A 25,318-nucleotide genomic window follows, 5' to 3' on the forward strand; every position below is an offset into this window, starting at 1 on the left:
TTTCAGGGGAATACAAAAATACCCACCGGCTAGGATGGGTATTTTTATATCTGTATATTAAAGTTTATTTAATAGCGATTCTCCTGTTATATACCTTATCACCGGTTTCAACTTTAAGCATGTAAATTCCGGAAGCTAAACTTTGAAGGTTAAGTGTTTCCTTCATACCTCCATCCGCACCTTCATTGTACACCGTTTTACCGTTCAAATCAGTTACCTGAATTTGTTTTATCTTTTCGTTATTTGCTAATTCAACCGTGAATAATCCATTTCCCGGATTAGGATATACTTCAAATAAACCTGTCTGGTTTTCATCAATTGCGTTGCTGACAGTTACCATTAAGATTCCGTCAGAGCGCATTTTTGATAAATCCCATGCAAGTCCTGTTCCCGGAGAAGCTGGGGAAACTGCATCAAAATCACCAGTATTGGCGGTTGATTCGATAACCTTAAAACTATCACCTACTTTATAGGCACCACCTTTATTGCTTACGTATAAGGTACCTCCTAAATATACGACTGAAGAAGAAACCAGTTTATCAGAATTATTTGTAGTATTATTCACTGCAACCGCAAAATATGAACCGGGTTGAAATCTGACCAGGTTGTTTACCGTCAAGGATGAACCTGACGATCCTGAACCAGCTTGTAAATATCCACCTGCATTAACGGTGACTGATCCCTTTACTGAACCTGTCCCCAAAAGGATAGCACCATTGTTAACTGTTACGGTACCTGTTCCCGTCGCGCTTCCGCTAGTATTCGAAACAATCAATGAACCGCCATTAACATAAGTGCTTCCGGTATAGTCGTTCGCGTTCGTCAGGGTCCATTTACCAGTTCCATATTTATAAATTACTGCAGATCCTGTGATTAAACCATTAAAAACAGCATTACCATCATTATGCCCAACACTCCATATATTTCCACTTAATGTAGAAGCGGATGTTCCACTTAGTGTACCGAACCTTGTTGTTCCTCCTTTCAGATTATAGGTATACAGCTGTCCGTTAAGATTAACATCTGCATTACCAAAACCATAGGTATTGTTAATACGAAAATCTCCTCCGTCTCCATCAGTAGTAATATTAATTTTACCGGTGAACCCCGACCAGTCTCCGTTAAGGTCGTTTCTTATCCAGGGAGAATACAAATTTAATATTCCTGATCCAAGCAGTTTACCGGTTAACGAACTACGGCTGTCAAGTAATAGAGAACCGGTCTGTCCTTCCTCCACAAGGATATTCCAGCGACATCCATCAGTGTAAGAGTAGGAATTATCATTCATTGCCAGGGTTCCGCCATTTCGGAAAATAACCGTATCTCCCAATCCATCTATGTTTGCAATGTCTTCGGTGAGGCGTATCGTCCCTTGCCTTATTATGGTAGCATTATGATAATTTCGTGTTTTCAGAATCAGTGTTCCTTTACCGTTTTTAATAAGATTTCCGGGTCCTGTGAAATAACCTCCAAAAGTAACAGTTCCGTTTGTTACAGAAATTTCCCCATTGTTTACACCTACAGTCACATTTCTATCAGTTGTTATCTCTCCTCCACCTGTAATTTCTAAAGCTCCTCCGTTTAATTGTAGGTTAGATGCAGCACTGCTTGATGCACCAATATAACTTGCATAACCGGCATTGGCAATATTCACCACACTTACTTTGCCACCTTCAATTTTTGTTGGTCCTGTATAACTGTTTTCTGTCTTAATCAGAATAGTTCCTGCCCCACGCTTTGTTAATCCTGCATTTCCGGCTACTGAACCGGTGCCGGATAAAAGAAAAGTTTTATTTATATCTATTGTCAGGTCACTAACGGCATAGTTACCATTAATAATGGCTACCTGACTTTTTGCATTGTCATTAATAATAACGGAATCTTCACCAATAAAATAATCTGCTTCACCATTATTGGACCAGTTCAGTTTATTAAATACATCCCAGTCACTATCTACGGCCCCCGTCCATTCCACTTTTCCGGGAGCACGGGTAGCATCTACCGTAAGTACAAGTTTGTTATTATCAAAGCTCAAAGAATGAGGGATGCCCGGAATTCCAGTAACAGTAATATCCGACAGATTTCCATTCATAGAACCTGAAACTGTTGCCAACACATAGTCTCCAGCTGATAATTTGCCATCCAGACGGTTAATATTGATGGTAGTAGTGCTAAAATTGAGATCACCATCTATTACCAGAATATCATTGGTTTTGGTTGTGCCATCAACATCGTTGGAGAGATCCCAAAACAAGGTTGTTTCTTTGGCAACAGAAAGTTCCTTATTAATGAATAGCGTGTCGGTTGCTCCTTTGGCATCGCTAATAACAAGATTGGTATATGGCTCAAGCTTCAAACCATTATTATATGTGCCGTTACCGCCTGCAGTTGCAAATCTTTTTACAAGTACCTGGCTATTTTCCAACAAACCATTTACGATTAACGATCCATCCCAAACTCTGGTAATACCTGTGTAGGTATTACTAGTATTGATAGTTAATTTACATCTTCCCGCTTTGGTAAAATCAGTATTGCCAGTAATACTTCCGGTTCCGCTAAAAATATAATCATCTGGAGATATCACCCTTATATCAGACGGAGCCACATCACCATCAACGGTAATGGCTGTTGAATGATCACCGGAAATGTCAAACAATACACTATCGCCATCTGCAAAATTCACATCAGCAGAATTGTATGTCCATGATGCAGATGTTCCGGCATCCCAGCTCCCACTCTTCCATACTTTTTGACCCGGCAGTATGATCGGTGCGGGTGGAACCGAATCCATATCGTTTCCTATAAAAAATCCCGGATGTGGTGGCTGGTTATATGAGTTGGGCTGCCAACCAATAGCAGCTCGGTACTGCGGGTCATTCATCAAGGTATAGATCTTAACTGATGTAGGATAGGTTGTTGTATAAATTCTCAAGGCAGAATTATCAGCTGTTCTCCAAATTGCTTCTTCCCGCCAGTCACCTAAAACATCAGCACTTAATGCCGGATTTCCTTTCGTCCAGTTATCCGATCTTGTTCCTTCAGCTCTTAACAACTGCGTATTGGCACCGTTATTATATTTTGTAATCGTTCCGATTCCATAATTATCATACCAGGCATGATCCAGCATTTCCCTGGACAAATCACCATCCCACCAAATAAAGAAGTTCATCGATCCGGGAGGTGAAAGATTGGTAATTGCATCTCCGGTAGAACTAAGGAATGGGAATCCTGAAGGTCCCCACATTTCCATACCAGGATAATCTGGTGTAATATCAGCACATCCGGCACGTCCCATGTCCCTGCCAATGTTTTTGTAAAATAAAATCTCGCCTGTACCTGCATCACGATAGTCTCCCCCTGCATAATTCTCCAAACAACCAAAAAACTCCAGTCCTTTTCTGTACGGATTAATATCACTTAAATGCTGAGCATCACCATGTCCCAGTTTTGTTGAATATAATCCCTGTCCGTTATCATTCATACACATCGAACCGTACATAACCTCATCACGTCCATCATCATCCACATCACCTTGTGTCAGGTTATGATAGCCCTGTCCTGCATAGTCCGGATGACTGTTTGAATCAAAATACCAGTTTTGTGTCAGAGAACCATTGCTGTATTTCCACGAAGCCATTGCAATACGCTCATAAATACCGCGGCTTATAACAATACTTGGAGTTTTGCCGTCCTGATACGCTACAGTAAACATACACTTTGTTGACCTGTGACCACCGTCATCCTTTCCCCAGTCAGTAATCGGGCCGCGGTGTATATATTCTGCTCTGGCCAGTTCTTCACCAGTCATACCATCCAATACCGATAAATAATCAGGCCCTTCCATGCGGTATCCCACCGATGAAATAGAATAGCGGTAATTCGTTTTTCCGTCACCATCCACATCACCCATCTGATTTCCTACACCATCAATAAAACCTTCCGACGTACGTAGGGCTACTTCTGCTTTCCCGTCACCATCCAGATCCCAAACAAGAAAATTAAATTCCACAGCATTGTAAATATTTGGTCCCATGTTGACAGCCCACATGAATGTACCGTCCATTTTATACGCTTCAAGATAATGGTAATCGGTGGAAGATATATCCATGTTTAAAGCTAATCGCTTAACGATGATCTCATATTCCCCATCACCGTCAAGATCTCCAACAGATGCGTCATTCAGTTCGTATGTGCCATATCCTCCGTTGATCTTCCTTACGGGAATATCTTTATAATTTGTTGCCCATACCGAAGCCGACTCATTCGTATTCTTTTCAACCCCTTTAATCACAGGTCTTACCTGATAAACGCTACTTGTTGTTCCCGATGCATCAAGATAATTGCTTATGTCTGAAATTGGTTCAGTATTCAATAATGAGCCATCTTTATAAAGATTATAAGCAACATCTTTCATCTCATTTGCCAGTACTCTCCAGCTTAAAAATACGCCTGAATTAGTTTTCACTGCTACCAGTCCGTGTTTCAGATTTTCCATTTGTCTTTGAGAAAAGACCGGACCTGTTAAAACGATTGATAAAACAACAAGGAGAACAACCTTAACCTTTCTTGTAAAATTTAACATGTTGTGGAATAATATTAGTTAGATTTCTATGTTTGATTCCAAAAGTATTTGTCCAAAATATCGAATGATTAAACTGATCTATAGAATCAGTACATTCCTTTTCAGAAGCAAACATTATACCATTTATTAAAAGCCCTCAAAAATAATGAATTAATAGTTTACAGAAAAGATTAAGTGTTAAAAATACAATCTTTGATGCTTTTTAGGTTATTATCAATAATTAAACTTTCTTTGAAGTGAAGGACAAAAGCAATTAAATTTACCGTTATTATGCATAAAACTGTTCAGATAAAAACGTTAGGCAAAGAAGTATTCAGATTACTCATGATAGCATGTTTTATAACTCACGTTTCCTTATCGGAAGCAAAAAATATTATGCCGCAACAATCAGAATATAAGGCCTATTTATACATTTATTTTAGTGGCGACGAGACCAGACTTGATGACCAGCAGATTTATTTTGCGGTCAGTAAAGACGGCCTCACCTGGGATGACCTGAAGGAAAACAACCCTGTTCTGACATCGGTTCTGGGTGACCAGTCAGTTCGGGATCCTTTCATTTTAAGATCACCGGAAGGGAATCATTTTTACCTGATTGCAACAGATCTGGATATCAGGGCAGGTAAATATAACGGAAATTGGGGACTCATGGCAACGGAAGGCAGCAATTCAATCATGGTTTGGGAATCTGATGATCTTGTAAACTGGTCTGAACAGCGAATGGTTGATGTTTCAAGTGCGGTTCTGGCGGGAAATACATGGGCCCCGGAGGCAATTTATGATGAAACTGAAGCCAAATATATGGTGTTCTGGTCAAGCCGTGTTGCAACTGACAACTATGCCAAACACAGAATTTATGCTGCTTACACCCCGGATTTTGTCACTTTTTCTGATCCTTTCGTATATGTTGATACTCCCAACGGTACGATAGATGCGTCTATTCATAAAATCGGAGACACATTTTATCGACTTATTAAAGATGATGTTGTGCTCAATGTTAGTTTATCATCAAGTAATGAGTTAGTGGATCCAAACAGCACCTACGCTTCGGGTAATGCATTTGTGAAAATTCAAAACACCGAACTGGAAAGTTACACCGGTGGTTATGAAGGACCAACAATGTTTCAGTTTAACGGTGAGGATAAATGGTGTGTGCTGGTTGATGAATATGTAAACAGTCGCAGGGGCTATATTCCTTTTATTTCCGATGATATATCTGCACCTAACAGCCTTTCTTTAATGAGCGATGGAGAATATCTGATGCCTACAGGAGCCAAGCATGGAACAGTAATACCTATAACACAGGAAGAATATGATGCCTTAATTGCCAAATGGGCCGTTAAAGCGCCGGATGAGACAATCGCTGATGATCCGGTTTTAAATTATGATTTTAACGAGACTTTAAATAATGTACTGGTTGTGGATAAATCAGGAAATCTGCATAATGCAGTAGTTTATGGCAATGCGACTTACGCTAATGATACGGAAAAGGGTCAGGTGCTTTACCTTGACGGATCATCCAATACCTACCTTGCTTTTCCTCAGGGATTTTTTGATGGTCGTAGTAAAATGACGGTGAATATGGATATTAAACCTGAATCGGATGCAAATTATCATTTTACATTTACTGTTGGATTGAATACATCAAAATACATGTTTCTAAGAACTAGAGACAATGAAATACGTAACGCAATAACTACCCAAAGTTACTCTAAGGAAGGCCAGGTGCTCACAAACGGCTCTTTTAAAGGGAAATGGGTCAACGTTAAAATTGTCATGGATGATCATTTAATGTCTCTTTATCTGGATAATACCCTGGTGGATTCAAATGCCTTTGTAAGGTCAGTCAGTGATCTGGGAACGAATTTGATTGGATACCTTGGCAAATCATTTTATGCGGATCCTTATTTCAAAGGCTATTTTGATAATGTTCGTGTCTATAACCGTGCGTTTACTGCTGAGGAAATATCCTCAGGTTTATCTACAGGTTTGGATCAACCACAAAACAAAAATACAAATCCGATTGCAATCAGTGTTGAAGGAAATAAAATGTTGATTGCTATTGAAAATAGCGCCGAATTGAATTCGGTTGTAAAGCTGCTTGATATTACCGGCAAAACTATTGTTAACAAAGATGTATATGGCAACGCAGATAATTGCTCTTTAGATATTCCGGATGGTTTTCACGGCGTCTGTATTGTTTCTGTAAAAACCGGATCACAACAAAGAACACAAAAGGTTGTTATTCCCTAAGATTTTATTGGCGTAATTTCTGACAAGAATCAGCATATCTGTACTTGTTTTATAAACTAGAGTTGACTTACTTTGCTTGTTTAACAGAAAAAGTGTTGAAAGGTCTCGGAGAACATATTCCCTATGAACGCAGAAAATTTATTCACAGCCTGATAATCCCGGTTGTTTTTTTACTTTTTTGCTGGTTGGCAAAAACCTGGGAACTGGTAACCGGATCCTCACTGGCTCATCTTGGTGTATATCCACGAGAAATTAAAGGTCTTTGGGGAATTCTTTTTATGCCTTTTATTCATGGAAGTATAGGGCATATTGTGACCAATTCTATTTCATTTCTGCTTTTGGCAACAGGTTTGTTTTACTTTTACAGGCAAATTGCACTCAAAACGTTTATTTATCTTTTTTTTATTGCCAATGCGTTGTTATGGATCTCAGGTCGTCCGTCGTGGCACATTGGAGCCAGTGGTATTATTTACGGTCTGGGGGCCTTTTTAATCATTAGTGGTATAATCAGGAAACACATCGGTCTGGTGGCAGTAGCATTTATCATTATTTTTGCTTACGGTAGTATGTTCTGGCATATTTTCCCTTTAAAAATAAATGATCCGGTTTCATGGGAAGGTCACCTGATGGGTACACTTACAGGAGCTGCTTTGGCTGTTATATTCAGAAAAGAAGGGCCACAACGTGAAGAATGGAACTGGGAGGATGAACAGGAAGTATCAGATAATGAAAATGAAGAACAAAATACGACAATAAACTACATAATAACACAAGATAAAGATGATAAACCCAGTTGAACTCAAACGTGGATTTGCCAGCGATAACAATGCAGGCGTACATCCGCAGATATTAAAAGCATTAGAAATAGTGAATCAGGGACATGTTGTTGGCTATGGCGATGATCCTGTCACGAAAGCGGCAACAGAAAAAATCAGAGAGATTTTTAAAACGGACTGCGAAGTATTTTTTGTATTTAACGGAACCGGAGCAAATATCGTTTCATTACAATCTGCCACTCATTCGTTTGAGGCCGTGTTTTGTACCGCTACAGCACATATTCATGTAGATGAATGCGGTGCGCCTGAAAAATTCACAGGAAGCAAAGTTGTTGCTATTGAAACGCCGGACGGTAAACTTACACCTGAGCTTATTAAACCTCATTTACACGGTTTTGGTTTCGAACACCATTCTCAGCCCAGGGTGATCTCCATCACACAATCCACCGAAATGGGAACAGTATATAAACCAGAAGAAATCCGTGCTATTACTAAACTGGCTCACGATAATAACATGGTCGTCCACATGGACGGTGCCCGACTGGCTAATGCGGCAGTTTCCCTTAATATGGATTTTCATGAGTTTACAGTGGATTGTGGCATTGATATTCTGAGTTTTGGAGGAACTAAAAACGGAATGATGATTGGAGAAGCCATTATTATTTTTAATAAGGAAATTGCACAGTTAACGAAATACTACCGCAAGCAAGGCGCACAACTGTACAGTAAAATGCGATTTGTATCTGCACAGTTTCTGGCGTATTTCGAAGATGAATTATGGCAAAAAAGTGCTAAACATGCCAACAAAATGGCACAAAGGCTGTTTGACAAGGTGAAAGATATCAAGGGAGTCAGAATAACACAAAAAGTGGAATCAAACGGTATTTTTGCCATTATTCCAAAAGAAGTTACACAACCACTCATGGATACTTACTTCTTTTATTACTGGAACGAAAATACCAATGAAGTGCGTTGGATGACAGCTTTTGACACCAAAGAAGAAGATATAGACGGATTTGTATTAAAACTAAAAGAACTTTGTAAAAATGCAGGATATTAATCAGGAACTTAACAGCCTATTATCCGAAAAACATCCTTATGTATTGTACCGTTTCCCAAAATCAAAAACGATCCAATACTTTCGAATTGCCAAAACAACGATACTGGATCATACGTATTCGGGTCTTACCGGAAGTGGTTTTATTTTTGCTCCCTTTAAAGCCTCTCCCCAACATCCGGTTTGCTTTTTTGAACCGGAATATGAAAAGACATTCCCGGCGCATCTGTCGTTTTCTGTTGACCCTGAAAATCTGTTTACCATTGATTCAGACTTCCTTTCTACATCCCGGGAGAAATATGGCAAAAAATTTAAGCGAATTATGGATATCCTTAATTCTGATTCAGGTATTCGCAAACTTGTGCTTGCTCGGAAATTTTTCCTGGGAACCACAAATATAGCGGATCCTGGCATTATCATGCATAATCTGAATAAAGCGTTTCCAAATTCATTCTTGTTTTTTGTTAACCATCCAAATCTGGGTGTCTGGTGCGGGGCCACTCCGGAGAATTTGCTCTCCATTTCGCATCAAAATGGCAAAACAGTTGCTTTAGCCGGAACACAAAAAATTGAAGACATGTCTCCCCTTAGCTGGACTGATAAAGAATATGAGGAACAGCATCTGGTGGAGATATTTATTGAGAAAAAGCTGAATGAGCTTACCGCAAACATTAAAAAATCAGGTCCGGAATCGGTCTTTACAGGTAACCTGGCACATCTATGCACAAACTATAGTTTTGAGATCGATCCGGTTAATTCAATCAGTTTGTTAAAAGCGCTCCACCCTACACCGGCAGTATGCGGATTACCCAAACGACAAAGTTTACAAATCATCTCTGAGATCGAAGGTTTTGACCGGGAATATTATGCCGGTTTTTTGGGTCCTGTCAGCAATAATGGAGAACACATTACCGATGTTTACGTCACTCTCAGATGTTTTAAAATCTGCAAACAGGGCATGGAATTTTTTATTGGTGGTGGAATAACCAAACAATCCATGGAGCAACCTGAATGGGACGAAACGGAAAACAAACTGGAGTCCATTTTGCCTTACATCGGTTAAAAATTCAAAACATATTAATAGCTGTCTTTATTTATCCAGTCAGTTTTATCCAACTGTAGTCAGAGCCTTAAATGCTTCATATACAAGAAATGCAGGCCATACCATGGCCTTTAAAAAACCAACTACTCCCATACCAAAACTGGTTGCATGAGAAATAAAGAATACAGCGGCACCAATAAATCCGAGTCCGTAAACTGCTCCCGAAGACGCATTACGTGACGCATTCCTGGAATGACTTTTTGAGTTGTGATCGTTCATAATGTTTTAGTTTACAATGTTTTGCAATTTAGTATTTTTATTTAACATTTGGCATTTCAATGCTGTGAAGTTTTTTAAAGGTTCATTTTATTATATCCAAATCACTTTTTATAAGAAAAAGGTATCAAGACTGTTGGGAAGAATGTTAATTTCTTTATTTTTATATTTTGCAATAGTGACTTAAAACAGCTAAATTTGCCAACTGATTGATTACAGGACAAATGGATTATAATTCAACACGAGAAAAATTGAAGTTACCGGAATACGGAAGAAATGTTCAGAATATGGTGAACCATATGATGACAATAAAGGACAGGGATGAAAGAACCCGGTGTGCATACGCTATAGTATCAGTAATGGGAAATATGTTTCCGCATTTAAGGGATGTATCTGATTTTGACCAGAAATTATGGGATCATTTATCCATAATGTCAGATTTCAATCTTGATATTGACAGTCCCTGCCCGTTGCCAACCGAAGAGACGTTACACAAACAACATGAAAAACTTCCATATCTTGAACAGGATATACGCATAAGGCATTATGGCAAAAACATCGAAATGCTGGTGGAATATGCCTTACAGATGGAAGATCCAAAGGAAAAAGATCAGTTGGTATTGCTGATTACTAACCATATGAAAAAAATGTTTTTGCAATGGAACAAGGATGTGGTTACTGATGCCAAGATCTTCGATGATTTGTATTTGTTATCAGAAGGTAAACTGGCTTATTCCGAAAAGGATTTTAAACTGGTGGATCCCAAAATTGTTGTCAATAAACAGCGTAAAAAGAAGAATCCCAATAAAAAATAACGCTTAAATTGCTCTGAATGTCAACATTCGTAATTGAAGGCGGGAATCAGTTGAAAGGCGAAATTATTCCTCAGGGAGCTAAAAATGAAGCCCTGCAAATTATTTGTGCCGTATTGCTGACTCCCGAAGAAGTCATTATACACAATATTCCTGATATTCTCGATGTCAACAATCTTATTCAGTTGCTGAAGGATTTTGGAGTGACTGTAAAAAAACTCGGAGAAGGTTCATTTTCATTTAAAGCAGAAAATATTGACCTTCAATATCTTCAGTCAGAAACATTCAGATCGAAAAGTGCTTCTCTGCGAGGTTCTATTATGATTATAGGTCCTCTCCTTGCCCGTTTTGGCAAAGCCTACATTCCGAAACCCGGTGGTGATAAAATAGGAAGACGCAGGCTTGACACGCACTTTATCGGCATTCAGAAACTGGGTGCAAAATTTAATTTTGAGTATAAAGATAATTTCTACAGGGTCAGCGCTGATCGCCTGAAAGGAGCTTACATGCTGCTGGATGAAGCATCTGTTACCGGTACGGCCAATTTATTAATGGCAGCCGTTCTGGCTGAGGGCATAACAACCATTTACAACGCGGCTTGTGAACCCTACATTCAGCAATTGTGTAAAATGCTGAACAACATGGGTGCAAAAATATCCGGTGTAGGATCCAATCTGCTCACCATTGAAGGAGTAGATTCCATGGGAGGCTGTACGCATACTATGTTACCCGATATGATTGAAGTTGGCAGTTTTATTGGACTTGCTGCGATGACTGCATCCGAAATTACACTTAAAAATGTGTCTTTTGATAATCTCGGAATCATTCCTCAGCAGTTTAAAAGGTTGGGAATAACTTTCGAACAAAAAGACGACGACATTTATATTCCATCTCAGTCAGGCTATGAAATAGAAACCTTTATCGACGGTTCCATCATGACTATTGCCGATGCCCCATGGCCCGGCTTAACTCCTGACTTATTAAGTATATTTCTGGTTGTTGCCACCCAGGCTAAAGGGAGTGTGCTTATCCATCAGAAAATGTTTGAAAGCCGCCTGTTTTTCGTGGATAAACTGATTGACATGGGGGCGCAGATTATATTATGTGATCCACACAGGGCAACAGTTATAGGACTGGAAAAAAGGGCACGATTAAGATCATCAATAATGACAAGTCCGGATATACGTGCAGGTGTGGCATTGCTCATTGCTGCGCTATCAGCCGAAGGAACGTCAACCATTCATAACGTGGAACAGATTGACCGTGGATATCAGGACATTGACAAGCGCCTGAATGCCATCGGAGCCAATATCACCCGGCTCCCCTAATTGGTCTTGTATAATAATCCATTGTGAATCGCAAGACGTAATAGTAGTATTTTTTTGCGATCTATGATTAACCAACTACATATTATTCATTATTTATTACTGTTGTCCTGTAAAAGCTTCAGAGATTCCTCACTACACTCGGAATGACAGGCATTTGCTGGCTGTTGGGCTTGAGGATGGGTTGGTTTGCGTGCGACAGATTTCCAAACCAACCCATCCTCAAGCCTCATTTGAACCAAAAAGACTGTCATTCTGAGCGTAGTAAAATGAAGCGAAGAATCTTTAAGTAATATTGATTTTTAGCCGGACAACTATGATTCTTTTTTATTAATTATTAATCTTCTGTTATAGCGAAATAAAAAACAAAAAGAGGTCACCTTTGCGGGCGACCTCTTTGGTTTTGCTGTACTGAGTTCCTCTATATCAGTTCGATACTTCGTTTTACAAATTTGTTCAGGTCCTCACCTTTTAGCATATTATTGGATAACAATGCAAGGTCGATGAGTTGTTTTACGAGTTTGTTCTTCTGTCCGTATTCATTCAGAAGGGTTTCTTTTTTCTTTTTCAACTCATCCAGTTTGTTGCCAACATCGTGTAACTCTTCTTTTTCTGCGCTTGGCACTTCTTCGTCTTTCTTCCCTTCTTTTGCTTTTTCCAATTCTTCCTGACGTTTCGCCAGCGTAGAAATCTTACTTTTCATTCCTTTCAGATCTTTTTCAAGATCCTTGTCCTTATCCTCGTTGATACGCAATACAAGCGGATGGTTGGCATTTATTACCAGGTTGTAATTATCCGGCATATCACCATAAAAACTCATTCCTCCCTGAAGTTCTGCCATATCCTTCATACGGCGCATAAATTCATTCTGAGTGATCAAAACCGGTGAATCATTCTCTCCCATGGCCTCAAAGGTTACCAGAAAGTTGGACTTACCACGTTGTGGCAACTGTCCATGGAAAATAGGTGTCAAATCAAGACGGTCCCCTTCAGAGAGTTTCATCTCCTGGTGTTCATCTTTTGGAATCAGTTTTTCCACTACATCACCGTCTACACGCACAAAACGGCTGTCCTTTAATTTGGTTTCAAGATGATTGATAAAGTGAGAATCCAGTTGGCCGTCCATTTGCAACACATCGTAGCCTTTATTTTTAGCAGCTTCTATAAACGTAAACTGTGCATCCACATCGGTTGCATACAAATAGACCAGTTGTTTGTCCTTATCGGTCTGGTTGTCTTTAATAATATTCTGATATTCCTCAAGGGTAAAATATTTGCCTTCTGTATTTTTCAGGAGCACAAATTTCTCAGCCCTTTCGTAGAATTTCTCTTCCGTGATCATGCCGTATTCAATAAAGATCTTCAGATCATCCCATTTTTCTTCAAATTGTTTACGGTCATTCTTATAGATCTCATTCAAACGGTCAGCTACCTTTTTGGTGATATGGCTGCTTATTTTTTTTACATTGCTGTCACTCTGCAAATACGAACGGGATACATTTAACGGGATATCCGGTGAATCGATCACACCATGCAAAAGCGTCAGAAATTCAGGCACAACTCCTTCTACAGAATCCGTCACAAATACCTGGTTGCTGTATAGCTGAATTTTATTTTTCTGAACTTCAATGTTCTTTTTCAGTTTCGGGAAATATAAAATACCGGTCAGATTAAACGGATAATCCACATTCAGGTGAATGTTGAACAGCGGATCATCAGCCATCGGATACAGCTGTTTGTAGAATTTCAGGTAATCCTCATCCTTGAGATCAGCCGGTGCTTTTGTCCAGGCCGGTTTCGTATCGTTGATGATATTATCCTCATCTGTATCCACCTGTTTATCTTCTTTCCATTCTTTTTTCTTACCAAAAGCAATTTCAACCGGCAGAAATTTACAGTATTTTTTCAGCAGATCTTCTACCCTGCTTTCTTCAAGAAATTCCTTATTATCATCATCAATATACATGACGATATCTGTTCCACGTCTTTCCTTTTTAACATCGGTCAGTTCAAATTCCGGACTTCCGTCACATTCCCATCTTACGCCCTCTGAACCATCTTTAAATGACCTTGTAAGGACTTCCACTTTTTTAGAGACCATAAAAGAGGAATAGAATCCCAATCCAAAATGACCAATGATGGCCTGTGCATCATTTTTATATTTTTCAACAAATTCGTTGGCACCGGAGAATGCGATCTGATTAATATACTTATCAATTTCTTCAGAAGTCATTCCGACACCGGCATCAGAAACAGTAAGGGTCTTTTTCTTTTTATCAATGCTGACCCTAATCGTCAAATCACCAAGTTCTCCTTTGAATTCACCTACAGAAGCAAGTGTTTTTAACTTCTGTGTTGCATCCACAGCATTAGAAACGATTTCGCGCAAAAAAATCTCGTGATCGCTGTATAAAAACTTTTTGATAATCGGGAAAAGGTTGTCCGAGCTAACCCCTATTTTTCCTTTTTGCATATTGAGTAATTTTTTAAATTAAACATTCAATTTTGCGCTTCTTTTATCAAAGAAAGTGCCATTGCTCAAAACTGACAAATAGACATTTATAACGTGACAATTTTTGCATGGGATCATCTCAAATGTGACAATTCTCCATTTAGGAGAACAGGTTTTATAGCAGTGCCTGTTTTCTTAACTACTAAAAATAATTACCTTCGGTGACAAATCAAACCTGAATGTTCAAACAAAAGAAAAAACGCAAGGAAGAACTTCTGCAATCTTTTGGAAAACCATCTGCTGATGAAGTTGATATTGACTTAATAGCAGCGTTTTTCAATAAAAAAGATAAAAGCGATGCTTATCATGTCATTTCAGATAAAACCTGTCTGGACCTTGGCCTGGATACCTTGTTTCAGTATCTGGATAGAACCACTTCACCCATTGGCAAACAGGTTTTGTATAATAAGTTACGTACAATTCATTCTTCATCAGCAAATAAGGATAAAAAGGAAGCCCTGATCCAAAAATTTATGGACGATCCGGAATTCAGGGTGTCGGTTCAGTTAAAACTCAATAAGGTAGATCATAAAAACGGGTATTACATTCCCTCACTGTTTCAGGATGAACACCTTGAACCACCCCGTTGGTTTAGTGCCATAAAATTTCTTTCATTTACAAGCGTAGCATCATTGATTCTGTTGCCTTTTAATATCAATTTCCTGTTTATTTTGCTGGCGCTGTTTGCGGTAAATACGGTAATCCATTACTGGAATAAAAATAATCTTTACCAGTATCTGGGATCCATACCACAATTACTTAAACTGAATGCTGTTGCCAGAGATCTTTATCAATATAATGATTTTAAATTTATTGACGATAAAGTCCCTCAAGCGCTTTCTGTCCTGAATAAAATCAGAAACCGCATGTCGTTTTTCAGACTGGAATCCGGACTGCAAAGCGAAATACAGGCCATAACATGGGGCATACTGGAACTTTTTAAAATATTGTTTCTGATTGAACCGCTGTTGCTCTTTGATGTTCTGAAATTACTCGACACACGTCGCGACGAAATAGAAACACTGTTTACTTTCACCGGTGAAATTGATGCACTGATTTCCATTGCATCACTCCGAAGCAAACCGGATCAGGTTTGTATTCCTGAAATATCAGACAAATCACAAATAATTGCTGAGTCGGTATATCATCCCCTGATAGAAGATTGTGTGGTAAATTCTATTGACACACGCAACAAATCCGTTCTGCTGACCGGCTCAAACATGTCAGGTAAAACCACTTTTATACGCACAATTGGTCTGAATGTGATCACGGCTCTTACATTGAATACCTGTTTTGCAAAATCCTTTATCACATCCCGTTTTGCGGTTTCCTCTGCCATCCGGATCAGCGATGATCTGCTGAACGATAAAAGCTACTATTTTGAAGAGGTTCTTACCATAAAATCCATGATTGATGCATCTGTATCCGGAAAATCCAACTTTTTTTTGCTGGATGAAATTTTTAAGGGAACCAATACGGTAGAACGCATTTCTGCAGGTAAAGCCGTGTTATCAGAACTGAGCCGGAATGGTAACCTGGTATTTGTCTCCACACACGATATTGAATTGACAGATTTGCTTCAGGACAGTTACGAGTTGTACCACTTTAGTGAACGTGTGGAACAATCCAATGTAGATTTTGACTATATTTTGAAACGCGGAAAACTAACTCAGCGCAACGCTATCCGAATTCTCGAAATTAATGGTTATCCTGAGTCGGTTATAAAAGAAGCCGTTACACTATCCCGGAATTTTGATGAGATTTTCAGAAAGTCTTAACATTTTATGTGAAAGTATTATTGGAATTTATCTACTAGAGACGATCTTAATATTTTATTTTACCCTTTTCGTCTTCTGGCTTTAATTCATATTTCTCGCTGATAATCGCAGAATAGATCGCGAAGTTTCGCAGATTTTAATCCGGACTTCATTTATAATTTCTCAAAATAGCTACATGTTTTTTACAACCCCAAACAAAAAAAATTGTCTTTTACAATAAAGCAGAATATTACGGAGTAATCCCAAATTCATGTACACGTTCTTTTTCAACCTCAGTTCACCTCCATTTACTAACAATTCACAGTAAAAAAATGCGGCTTATCAGTTTCTGGTTCAGTAGATGAAAAGCTGTATATAATTTTGATAAAAAACAAGGATGATACGTTTTCTTATTCTGGCAATTTTCACAATTTCTTCTGGAAATATTTTCCCAAAGGATTATGCCATTCTTTCGGAATGGAAAACAGATAAAACATCGGATGGCATAAGTATCAGTTACCGATGGGTTACTGTTGGTGATACACTTAAAACCCGCGAAATGAAGACTGCTTTGCACATACATGCGTCACCGGAAGCGATTCTGAAGCAGTTTAAATCGGATGAAAAGCTCAGTAAATGGACAGCCGGCAGTAGAAACTGTTCGGTATTGCAATCTTCAGAAGACGAATGGATTACCTATACGCTTTATGATATGCCATGGCCGTTCACATCGAACGATCTGGTTACTTTATATCGTAAAACGATTCATAATAAAATCACACGCATTTTTATTGAAAGTACACCCGATTATATTCCTGAAAAGGCTGATACCGAGCGGATGGAACATTACCGGGGGCACTGGGATCTGATTCCTGAACCGGATGGCAGCACAAGGGTTGAATTTTGTACAACATCCTTTACAAAACCTGTGTTTCCCCGTTTTATTCAGGATCCCATATTACAGGAAATAATGATCGATTCTATGATAAAATTAAAAAAACAGGCAGAAGGAGAGTTATGATGCGTAAAACACTCAGAAAAATATTATCTATAAATGGTGAACCCAAAACCATCGCAAGAGGATTTGCTTTAGGATCGTTCATTGGCATGTTACCAATACCGGGATTTCAGATGTTGGTTTCCCTTGCAATTGCTGCAGTAATCAAGGTTAATAAAAAAGCTGCCTGCATCGGTGTTTTCAATACCAATGTAGCCACGGGAGCTTTTGTGTTTGCCTTTAATTACTGGCTGGGAAAATCCATTCTGAACCTTTCACCGCATTTTGTCATGCCGGAAAAAATTGGGTTCTCATTCATTTTTACGGTTCTGGAATCCGGCAAGGATGTGTTTCTATGTATGCTAACCGGTGGAATTATTACCGGACTTATCGCATTATTTTCTGTGTATTATATCACCATGTATTATTTTAAAGTCAAACAATATGCAACCAATAAATAAACCATATGCTGTGATAACAGGAGCCAGCAAAGGTCTGGGATTAGAGCTGGCAAAGTCTGTAGCTGCTCAGAACAGGAATCTGATCCTCGTGTCCCTTCCGGGAGAATCCGTCAGGGAAAGAGCCGAAGAATTAATGGAATCCTTTAAAATAGATGTTAGATATTATGAAACAGATCTGACAAATCTTGAAAACATCAACGTTCTCAGCTCCTGGATCAAGGCTAATTTTAAGATAGATATGCTGATCAACAATGCAGGAACCGGTGGTAGTTGCGATTTTACACTCAGTGAGACAGAATACCTTAACACTATAATGCAACTGAATATGACGGCAACGGTTATGTTGACCCGGAAACTTATTCCCCTACTGCAGCAACATGAACGGGCCTACATTCTGAATATCGCCAGTATGGCTTCATTTGGCCCCATGCCTTACAAAACCGTTTATCCGGCATCCAAAGCCTTTATATACTCTTTTTCGCGCGGATTGTATGCCGAATTACGTCACACTAATATCTTTGTCAGTGTAGCACATCCGGGACCAATGGCTACCACTCCTGAAATCGCAGCACGTATCCGGAAACACAACAGGTTGATCAGAACAACTGTACTATCTTCAGAAAAAACGGCTCAAATATGTATCAGACAACTGTTAAAAAAAGACGCACTGATTTTACCCGGTTTTATGAATAAAGTCAGCTGGCTGATTATCAAAATGAGTCCGGTCTGGTTACGGCTTCATATTTTCAGACGGTCATTGTTGAAAGAACTTAGGCCACAAATAGTATAAAACTGATAAATTTTCCTTATGTTATATACAAAAGACGATAATTGTTAACTGATCCAATGCAGAACTAATGGAACAGATTCTTGTAACAGGCGGAACCGGTTTTTTAGGATATCACATTGTGAATGAGGCTATAGGTCAATGTTATGCTGTAAAAGCTATTGTTCGCAAACACAGTGATGTATCCTTTTTATCTCAACTGGATTGCCATATTATTTACGGTGATATTACTTCAAAACAAGACGTAACGGAAGCTGTAAAAGGATGCCATTATGTTATTCATTGTGCGGCGAAAACATCGCAAACAGGAAAATTAAATGAATTTATTCCGGTTAATGTAACCAGCATCCAGCTCATCATTGAAGCCTGCCATCATTTTAATGTTAAACGTTTGGTTTATATCAGCAGCGCCAATAGTTTTACTAACGGAACAAAAATAAATCCGGGAACAGAAGATTCGGGTTTTATGCCGTGGCTTCAAAAATCAGGTTATGCCATGAGTAAACATATGGCTCAGAACATGTTACAAAAAGCCTGTAATGATAAAAATATTGATGCAGTTATTGTGGCTCCTACCTTTATGATTGGGGCATACGATGTAAAACCTTCCAGTGGGAAACTCCTGTTACAGGGACTTAAGCGTATAGCGTTATATCCACCCGGAGGAAAATGTTTTGTGAGTGTGACGAATGTAGCAAACGCTACAGTTAACGCATTAAAAAAAGGTAAATCGGGTGAAGCATATCTGTTAGCCGGTATCAACCTGACATACGGAGAGTTCTTCAGGATTGTTGGCAAAAACAGTTCTAAGAAGCAGATTTTAATAAAAGTACCCGGACTGATACTAAAGCTTGCAGGCTTAATTGGCGACTTGCTGATCAGTATGGGAAATGATGTCTCTTATAATTCATTAAACATAAGGTTATTGATGCTTTCAAATTACTTTTCGAACCATAAAGCAAAAAAAGAACTTGGGTTGAAAGACACAGAGATTAACAGTTCGGTTCAGGATGCAATAGACTGGTTTACAGAAAATAATTACATTTGAGGATGCTCAATATCGATTTTACACATATTAATAAGGTTTGGCTGCGGCTATTTATCATTTACTCCGTATGCCTTTTAATTAAAGCCTTTGATCTTACTTTTGGCGGTTTTTTCGATATTACATTTCGGGGCCTTACATTTACAACATTTTTTCTGGGGTACTGGTATCTGGTCTGGCATATAGCCGACAGAATTGAAAATACCTTACAGCGGGGAAATATGAATGGACTGATTCAGATTGTATTGCACCTGACTTATGGCTATTTTGCAAGTATCGTATTTAATATGTCATACCGCATTTGGGACACAGCATTTTATGGGAATGGCGACGAATGGGCAAGGAACCGTTTACTGAATCCGGAGTTAACGGTAAGCCTGACGCTTTTCTATTTTCTCATCTACGTCACTAATCAGTATTTCAGATCGAATATCGCAGCCAGGGAAAAACAGATACGTCTGGAATCGCTTGAAAAAGAAGCTGCTGTGGCGCAATACAGAGCGTTAAAATCACAAATTGAACCTCATTTTTTATTCAACAGTCTGAGTGTTCTTTCTTCTGTAGTCTATAAGGACGCAGATATGGCCAACAAGTTCATTATAAAATTATCGCGCACGCTTCGGTATGTGATAGAAAAGAATGAGCATACATTGGTGAAACTTCAGGAGGAACTACAAATTGTGAGCGATTATATTTTTTTGCTGAAAGTGAGATTCGGAGAAAGCATTGTATTTAATTATGGGATCCCTCCGGAACTGATCCGCATCTATTCAGTGCCTCCTGTTTCCGTTCAGCTGCTGGTAGAGAATGCGGTAAACCACAACTCATTTTCTGAAGATAATCCTCTGAATATTACCATTAAGATAGATGATGGAAACCTGGTGGTCAGCAATAACATTAACAAACGGAAGGATAAAAAAGATACAACAGGCCTCGGTCTGCTTAACCTGTCAAAACGGTTTAAACTTGTAGCAGGAAAGGACATACAGATCTCAGACGATGGGGTAAGTTATATTGTACGTCTTCCCTTGCTGACAAGTGACTACAGCACAGCCAGCCTTAAAAAGCCTATACAACAATGAATGTTCTGATCCTTGAAGATGAAGTCCATTCAGCCAACATGCTGATAAAATTACTGGAACAATATGATCCGGAAATCGGGATTGCGGATATTATCGGAAGTGTTGAGAAAAGTATACAATGGTTTAAATCTCATCCCTTCCCCGATCTGATCTTTCAGGATATCAGGCTTTCTGATGGTGATTGTTTCAGTATTTATGAGGCCGTTCAGGTGCCAACGCCTGTAATCTTCACGACGGCTTACAGCAGCTATGCCATACAGTCGTTTAAGGTCAACAACATTGATTATCTGTTGAAACCTTATGATTACAGCGATCTTAAAAAAGCGATTGACAAATTTAAGGCCGTACAGGCCTATCATACGCCTGTTGAAAATAAATTACTGAGGGAAATTGTGAGAGGGAAAAAACCAATTCCGAGACAACGGATTTTGGTTAAAACAGGAGATAATTTTAAAACGGTGAGGTGCAGCGACCTGGTTTGTTTTTATTCAGAGGATGGTCTTTCTTTTGCTATGACTGCTGATAACAAAAGCCTTATTGTGGATGAAAGTCTTTCAACACTGGAAAAACAGCTGGATGAAGCACAATTCTTCAGGATAAGCCGGAAATTTATCGTCAATATTGATCACATACAAAAAATAACGCAGTGGTTTAATAACCGGCTTAAACTGCAACTATCAGCTAATTTAGATGAGGATATCCTGGTGAGTAGAGAACGGGTTACTTCGTTTAAAGCCTGGCTGAACCAATGATTTTAATGAATAATGAATAGTGAATAATGAATAATGAATATTTAGTTATCATTTATTGTAGACTTTTCATTTGGTAAGTTTTCTTTTTGATGTATTTATTGAAGCAATTAGTAATCTGATAATTACTCTACATTTATCTGTTAAAATCTCTTTATCTGATATTTCAATATAGTTTGTATCTGATAATAGTGAAATCCAGTAATCTGTTTCATTGGCTTCCTTAAGTGAAATACTGAGTTTTGATATGAAATCCGGTAAAGACTGCGCATATTCAGATTCTCTGCAAAGTGCCCCAATTGCAGTACCAGATCTTAAAAACTGTTTACTCAGATTATATTCTTTATGATCTTTAAGTATTTTCTGATATGTAAAAATGACCAAAAGTGAAAATTCATAGGTCCTTTCTCGTAAAATATTCTTTTTCATGGTATACATATTTCAGGGCAACAGAATATGTACAATTTACAAAATACAACGAATTTTAACAACGTGATATAGGGTAAATCAATCATCCATTGTTAATCATCCATTGTTCATCATTCATTGTTCATTGTTCATCATTCATTGTTCATTGTTCATCATTCATTCTTCCTTATTCATTCTTCACTAAAACGAGAACTCGTTTTACAACATTTTTAGCCCGCTGAAGGATTAATTCTTTTAGCCAGGGAATAAATGAGGAATGCCAGCGCTGCGGATGAAAGGTAAACATAATCCGGTCAGGCAGTCTGTCCTGCTGAATGGCTTTTATGATATCTTTTGTGGAATGAAATACCAGACCTTCTCTCTCCCATCGTTCCTGGTGCTCCGGGATCTTATCGCGTACACTTACCTTATATCCATCCCAACGGCGACCGGTATCGGTTAGATATAAGACTTTACTGAAATCCACATCAAAATAGGGTTCTCCGGTAATGCCGAAATCATGGTAATGTCGCAGCTTCGGCAAGCCTTCGGCGACCGATGTAGTGGTTTGCCATAAAGAGCGGTTGTCGTATTTAGATCTGGGACTTCCATGCATACAAATTGTAGTAACAGAAGCCAGTTTTCTGAGCTTTTCAAGGTTTTCTTCAAACTGCTGCTCTGCAAGCTGTAAATTACCCTTAGACGTATCCATCGTCTCGTAATGATAACCAATTTCGTGACCAGCGTTGCTAATATCTTCTATAATGTCTTCATTCCAGCTTTCAGGAACAGCCCTGAAATAATAACTACCCTTAATGTTCTTGTCAGACTGAATATGCGCTAACTGTTGTGAATTACCAGGCAGAAGATCCACGTCATGCCGTAATATCACAACCTTATTTTCAGGAGATTTAATATATTCTGCAAAAGTCTGGAACTGATAACCTTTTTGTTGTAGTGCCTCCAGAAGCTGTCGATATATTTTGAGTGTGAAATCCATTTTTGAAGGTGACGGGATAAAGGTTACTGGTGACAGGTTACGAGTTACAAGTTATACGTTACTGAAAAATAAATCATTTGGAAGACTACAACCTGTCACATGTCACGCGTAACCCGTAACTATTTATATTCCAGAATTGCACGCAAACACCGCTCTGCTGTTTTGCCATCCCAAAGCTCAGGGCGCTGTGGTTTACGGTCTTTGGCAATGGTTTCAAAATATTCCGAGCGGATGCGCTCAATGTTATTACCCACCAGTACACTGGCGCCGCCATATTCCCTCAGGGTGATCGGACGTTCCGTATTCCAGCGCAGGGTCAGACACGGTGTTCCAAGAATCGTGCATTCTTCCTGAAGGCCTCCACTGTCGGTCAGCATAATCTCAGCATCCATATTCAGACGCAACAGATCATGATAGCCCAGCGGATGCAGCAGCACCAGGTTTGGCGCTTCACAGACAGCGTCCCATAAGCCAAAAGTCTTTAGCTGCTTTTGTGTCCTCGGGTGAATGGGCCAGATCAATGGTAAGTCAGAAACTACTTCATTCATGAAAAAATTCACGATCGCACCAATTACCGTCTTATCATCCACATTCGAAGGACGATGCAGGGTCACAATGCCAAACTTTGAAAAATCATGATCAGGCAACTCGTTTTCATCCAGAAGGTTTTCTTTCAGAATATTCCGGATCTCCAGCTTCTGTGCCTTTTCCCGCTGTGCTTCAAGGGTATCAATCATGATGTTCCCTACAAACTCTATCTTTTTATCTTCAACACCTTCTGCCTTTAAATTTTCGATGGATAGTTTATCAGGAGTCAACAGCAGATCGGATAGACGGTCCGTCACTAAACGGTTGATCTCTTCAGGCATCTGCATATCGCCACTGCGCAGACCGGCTTCAATATGGCAAACCTTGACGTGTTCCTTCTTTGCCGTTACCGAACAGGCAAGCGTTGCATTGACATCTCCCACCACAACTACCCAATCCGGTTTTTCCGTCAGCAATACCTTTTCAAAAGCGATCATGGTATTTCCAACCTGTTCAGCATGTGTCCCCGATCCGATGCCAAGGTTGATATCTGCATCCGGAATATCCAGTGCTTCAAAAAAGGACCGGCTCATCCGGTCATCATAGTGCTGTCCGGTATGCACCAGAATATGTTCAACTTTCACGTCATTCTCGTTATTATACGCATCGATAGCTTTAATAAATGGTGCTATCTTCATAAAATTGGGTCTTGCCCCTACTACTGATATAATTTTCATTCTTGATGGTTACTGGTTACGCGTTACGGGTGACGGGTTTACTTTTTACTGCACTATAATGTAACCTGTCACTTGTCACTAGTAACATATCCAATGTTACGTGTAACGATTAAAGATTTTTCACATACCACTCACAGGCTTTCACAAAGCCTTCCTCAGCTGTAAAGAGTGGTTTATAATTTAAAATTCGTTTTGCTTTTTCAATTGACGCTAAAGAATGGGGAATATCTCCTTCACGCTTCTGACCGATATATGGTTTTATATTCCTGATTTCAGAATCCTGTTTGGCTAAAGTATTTCTTAAAACAGAAAAAAGTTCGCCTAAAGATGTGTTATTTCCACAAGCCACATTAAACACAAGATTCAGATGCACATCATAGGATAAATTCATATTATAAGACTTAGCCCGCTCCACTATGGTCTCTGTTGGCGTGAATGCAGCCAGTTCATTGGCTAATAAGACATTATCAATATAAGTAAAATCGCGTGTATAGGATGCGTCTCCGTTTATGACCGGTTGCTGATGCTCCAGCAGTGCCTTAACCCAAAGAGGTATCACTGCCGCATATGTACTCTTTGTGTCCTGCCTTCTTCCAAACACATTGAAATACCTTAACCCAATGGTTTCCATGCCGTACAGATCTGAAAAGTTGCGTGCATACAATTCATTTACATATTTTGTAATGGCATATGGAGACAGCGGTTTACCAATATGATCTTCTACCTTGGGAAGTTCTACTGAATCACCGTAGGTGGATGATGATGCAGCGTAGACGAAACGCTTTACGCCTTCGTCCCTCGAAGCTACCAACATATTCAGAAAACCGGTAATATTGGCATTATTCGTTGCTACGGGATCAGCAATGGACCGGGGTACACTTCCCAGTGCAGCCTGGTGAAACACATAATCCACACCATTAACAGCTTTTTTGCAATCCTCAAAATCAGAAATGTCACCCTTTACAAAGGTAAACTTATTATATTGTTTCAGTTCATCAATATTTTCCTGTTTTCCAGTTGACAGATTATCAAGGCAAACTACGTTATGACCTTTCAGCAGAAAATATTCACACAGATTGGATCCGATAAAACCCGCACCTCCGGTAACCAGTATTTTATAAATGCTCATTAA

The 25,318-nt window shown here is 39.1% G+C and carries 20 protein-coding genes; 13 read left to right on the forward strand and 7 right to left on the reverse strand.

Annotated features, from left to right (window positions below):
* Positions 1-64: 64 nt before the first annotated feature.
* Positions 65-4,582 (reverse strand): rhamnogalacturonan lyase family protein, encoded by a 4,518-nt coding sequence (locus ACE1ET_RS02785; RefSeq protein WP_375726836.1) that lies wholly within the window; start codon positions 4,580-4,582, stop codon positions 65-67.
* A 270-nt stretch (positions 4,583-4,852) separates the two neighbouring features.
* Here ACE1ET_RS02785 and ACE1ET_RS02790 point away from each other — a divergent pair, with 270 nt between their 5' ends.
* The 4 genes from ACE1ET_RS02790 to ACE1ET_RS02805 all read left to right on the forward strand — a co-directional run bounded on the left by ACE1ET_RS02790 (position 4,853) and on the right by ACE1ET_RS02805 (position 9,731).
* Positions 4,853-6,835 carry a LamG-like jellyroll fold domain-containing protein gene (locus tag ACE1ET_RS02790; protein WP_375726837.1) on the forward strand — a complete coding sequence of 661 codons (1,983 nt, stop codon included), beginning with the start codon at positions 4,853-4,855 and terminating at the stop codon, positions 6,833-6,835.
* Between the two features lie 92 nt (positions 6,836-6,927).
* Positions 6,928-7,632, forward strand: coding sequence for a rhomboid family intramembrane serine protease (locus ACE1ET_RS02795; protein WP_375726838.1), 705 nt, complete (start codon positions 6,928-6,930; stop codon positions 7,630-7,632).
* On the forward strand, positions 7,616-8,671 hold the full coding sequence (locus ACE1ET_RS02800) for a threonine aldolase family protein (RefSeq protein ID WP_375726839.1): 1,056 nt from the start codon (positions 7,616-7,618) through the stop codon (positions 8,669-8,671). Before ACE1ET_RS02795 ends, ACE1ET_RS02800 begins: the two co-directional genes overlap by 17 nt.
* A complete protein-coding gene (locus ACE1ET_RS02805) occupies positions 8,658-9,731 on the forward strand; it encodes a chorismate-binding protein (protein ID WP_375726840.1) in 1,074 nt (357 codons plus the stop codon). Before ACE1ET_RS02800 ends, ACE1ET_RS02805 begins: the two co-directional genes overlap by 14 nt.
* Before the next feature lie 45 nt (positions 9,732-9,776).
* Here the strand turns inward: ACE1ET_RS02805 and ACE1ET_RS02810 are convergent, their stop codons facing one another.
* Complete coding sequence (locus ACE1ET_RS02810) at positions 9,777-9,989, reverse strand: hypothetical protein (RefSeq protein ID WP_375726841.1); 213 nt, start codon at positions 9,987-9,989, stop codon at positions 9,777-9,779.
* 221 nt (positions 9,990-10,210) lie between these two features.
* Here ACE1ET_RS02810 and ACE1ET_RS02815 point away from each other — a divergent pair, with 221 nt between their 5' ends.
* Positions 10,211-10,801, forward strand: a complete 591-nt coding sequence (locus ACE1ET_RS02815) for a DUF4290 domain-containing protein (protein WP_375726842.1) — start codon at positions 10,211-10,213, stop codon at positions 10,799-10,801.
* Positions 10,802-10,818: 17 nt separating this feature from the next.
* Positions 10,819-12,126: a UDP-N-acetylglucosamine 1-carboxyvinyltransferase gene (gene murA, locus ACE1ET_RS02820; protein WP_375726843.1), complete on the forward strand. Its 1,308-nt coding sequence runs from the start codon at positions 10,819-10,821 to the stop codon at positions 12,124-12,126.
* A gap of 418 nt (positions 12,127-12,544) precedes the next feature.
* On the opposite strand, the gene htpG is transcribed toward murA, so the two are convergent.
* Entirely contained in the window at positions 12,545-14,596 is a 2,052-nt protein-coding gene (htpG, locus tag ACE1ET_RS02825; protein WP_375726844.1) for a molecular chaperone HtpG, read from the reverse strand.
* Between the two features lie 218 nt (positions 14,597-14,814).
* Between htpG and ACE1ET_RS02830 the strand changes: the two genes are divergently transcribed.
* From ACE1ET_RS02830 to ACE1ET_RS02860, 7 genes are all read left to right on the forward strand, one after another.
* Positions 14,815-16,413 (forward strand): MutS-related protein, encoded by a 1,599-nt coding sequence (locus tag ACE1ET_RS02830; RefSeq protein WP_375726845.1) that lies wholly within the window; start codon positions 14,815-14,817, stop codon positions 16,411-16,413.
* Positions 16,414-16,789: 376 nt separating this feature from the next.
* Positions 16,790-17,413 (forward strand): SRPBCC family protein, encoded by a 624-nt coding sequence (locus ACE1ET_RS02835; protein WP_375726846.1) that lies wholly within the window; start codon positions 16,790-16,792, stop codon positions 17,411-17,413.
* The gene (locus ACE1ET_RS02840; RefSeq protein WP_375726847.1) at positions 17,410-17,850 is read left to right on the forward strand and encodes a DUF2062 domain-containing protein; all 441 of its coding nucleotides are present in this window, start codon (positions 17,410-17,412) and stop codon (positions 17,848-17,850) included. The genes ACE1ET_RS02835 and ACE1ET_RS02840 overlap by 4 nt, the downstream gene beginning before the upstream one ends.
* A complete protein-coding gene (locus tag ACE1ET_RS02845; RefSeq protein ID WP_375726848.1) occupies positions 17,834-18,640 on the forward strand; it encodes an SDR family NAD(P)-dependent oxidoreductase in 807 nt (268 codons plus the stop codon). Before ACE1ET_RS02840 ends, ACE1ET_RS02845 begins: the two co-directional genes overlap by 17 nt.
* A 67-nt stretch (positions 18,641-18,707) precedes the next feature.
* On the forward strand, positions 18,708-19,685 hold the full coding sequence (locus ACE1ET_RS02850; RefSeq protein WP_375726849.1) for an NAD-dependent epimerase/dehydratase family protein: 978 nt from the start codon (positions 18,708-18,710) through the stop codon (positions 19,683-19,685).
* A gap of 2 nt (positions 19,686-19,687) precedes the next feature.
* A complete protein-coding gene (locus tag ACE1ET_RS02855; RefSeq protein WP_375726850.1) occupies positions 19,688-20,764 on the forward strand; it encodes a sensor histidine kinase in 1,077 nt (358 codons plus the stop codon).
* Positions 20,761-21,516 (forward strand): LytR/AlgR family response regulator transcription factor, encoded by a 756-nt coding sequence (locus ACE1ET_RS02860; protein ID WP_375726851.1) that lies wholly within the window; start codon positions 20,761-20,763, stop codon positions 21,514-21,516. The genes ACE1ET_RS02855 and ACE1ET_RS02860 overlap by 4 nt, the downstream gene beginning before the upstream one ends.
* Before the next feature lie 66 nt (positions 21,517-21,582).
* On the opposite strand, the gene ACE1ET_RS02865 is transcribed toward ACE1ET_RS02860, so the two are convergent.
* The 4 genes from ACE1ET_RS02865 to ACE1ET_RS02880 form a co-directional block, all read right to left on the reverse strand.
* Complete coding sequence (locus ACE1ET_RS02865) at positions 21,583-21,942, reverse strand: four helix bundle protein (RefSeq protein WP_375726852.1); 360 nt, start codon at positions 21,940-21,942, stop codon at positions 21,583-21,585.
* Between the two features lie 166 nt (positions 21,943-22,108).
* Positions 22,109-22,921: a hypothetical protein gene (locus ACE1ET_RS02870; protein ID WP_375726853.1), complete on the reverse strand. Its 813-nt coding sequence runs from the start codon at positions 22,919-22,921 to the stop codon at positions 22,109-22,111.
* Between the two features lie 119 nt (positions 22,922-23,040).
* On the reverse strand, positions 23,041-24,186 hold the full coding sequence (gene wecB, locus ACE1ET_RS02875) for a non-hydrolyzing UDP-N-acetylglucosamine 2-epimerase (RefSeq protein ID WP_375726854.1): 1,146 nt from the start codon (positions 24,184-24,186) through the stop codon (positions 23,041-23,043).
* Between the two features lie 109 nt (positions 24,187-24,295).
* Positions 24,296-25,315, reverse strand: a complete 1,020-nt coding sequence (locus ACE1ET_RS02880) for an SDR family oxidoreductase (RefSeq protein ID WP_375726855.1) — start codon at positions 25,313-25,315, stop codon at positions 24,296-24,298.
* Positions 25,316-25,318 lie beyond the last annotated feature (3 nt).

Source organism: Quyinboa mangrovi (assembly GCF_042219825.1).
Taxonomy (GTDB): Bacteria; Bacteroidota; Bacteroidia; order Bacteroidales; family UBA5342; genus JBHJHP01.

Bases quoted from the DNA above. Each gene is read 5' to 3' on its own strand.
- ACE1ET_RS02790 (WP_375726837.1), top strand. From the start codon at position 4,853: ATGCATAAAACTGTTCAGATAAAAACGTTAGGCAAAGAAGTATTCAGA.
- ACE1ET_RS02785 (WP_375726836.1), bottom strand. From the start codon at position 4,582: ATGTTAAATTTTACAAGAAAGGTTAAGGTTGTTCTCCTTGTTGTTTTA.
- ACE1ET_RS02835 (WP_375726846.1), top strand. From the start codon at position 16,790: ATGATACGTTTTCTTATTCTGGCAATTTTCACAATTTCTTCTGGAAAT.
- ACE1ET_RS02855 (WP_375726850.1), top strand. From the start codon at position 19,688: ATGCTCAATATCGATTTTACACATATTAATAAGGTTTGGCTGCGGCTA.
- ACE1ET_RS02860 (WP_375726851.1), top strand. From the start codon at position 20,761: ATGAATGTTCTGATCCTTGAAGATGAAGTCCATTCAGCCAACATGCTG.
- ACE1ET_RS02830 (WP_375726845.1), top strand. From the start codon at position 14,815: ATGTTCAAACAAAAGAAAAAACGCAAGGAAGAACTTCTGCAATCTTTT.
- ACE1ET_RS02870 (WP_375726853.1), bottom strand. From the start codon at position 22,921: ATGGATTTCACACTCAAAATATATCGACAGCTTCTGGAGGCACTACAA.
- wecB (WP_375726854.1), bottom strand. From the start codon at position 24,186: ATGAAAATTATATCAGTAGTAGGGGCAAGACCCAATTTTATGAAGATA.
- ACE1ET_RS02815 (WP_375726842.1), top strand. From the start codon at position 10,211: ATGGATTATAATTCAACACGAGAAAAATTGAAGTTACCGGAATACGGA.
- ACE1ET_RS02845 (WP_375726848.1), top strand. From the start codon at position 17,834: ATGCAACCAATAAATAAACCATATGCTGTGATAACAGGAGCCAGCAAA.
- ACE1ET_RS02840 (WP_375726847.1), top strand. From the start codon at position 17,410: ATGATGCGTAAAACACTCAGAAAAATATTATCTATAAATGGTGAACCC.
- htpG (WP_375726844.1), bottom strand. From the start codon at position 14,596: ATGCAAAAAGGAAAAATAGGGGTTAGCTCGGACAACCTTTTCCCGATT.
- ACE1ET_RS02810 (WP_375726841.1), bottom strand. From the start codon at position 9,989: ATGAACGATCACAACTCAAAAAGTCATTCCAGGAATGCGTCACGTAAT.
- murA (WP_375726843.1), top strand. From the start codon at position 10,819: ATGTCAACATTCGTAATTGAAGGCGGGAATCAGTTGAAAGGCGAAATT.
- ACE1ET_RS02800 (WP_375726839.1), top strand. From the start codon at position 7,616: ATGATAAACCCAGTTGAACTCAAACGTGGATTTGCCAGCGATAACAAT.
- ACE1ET_RS02865 (WP_375726852.1), bottom strand. From the start codon at position 21,942: ATGAAAAAGAATATTTTACGAGAAAGGACCTATGAATTTTCACTTTTG.
- ACE1ET_RS02850 (WP_375726849.1), top strand. From the start codon at position 18,708: ATGGAACAGATTCTTGTAACAGGCGGAACCGGTTTTTTAGGATATCAC.
- ACE1ET_RS02880 (WP_375726855.1), bottom strand. From the start codon at position 25,315: ATGAGCATTTATAAAATACTGGTTACCGGAGGTGCGGGTTTTATCGGA.
- ACE1ET_RS02805 (WP_375726840.1), top strand. From the start codon at position 8,658: ATGCAGGATATTAATCAGGAACTTAACAGCCTATTATCCGAAAAACAT.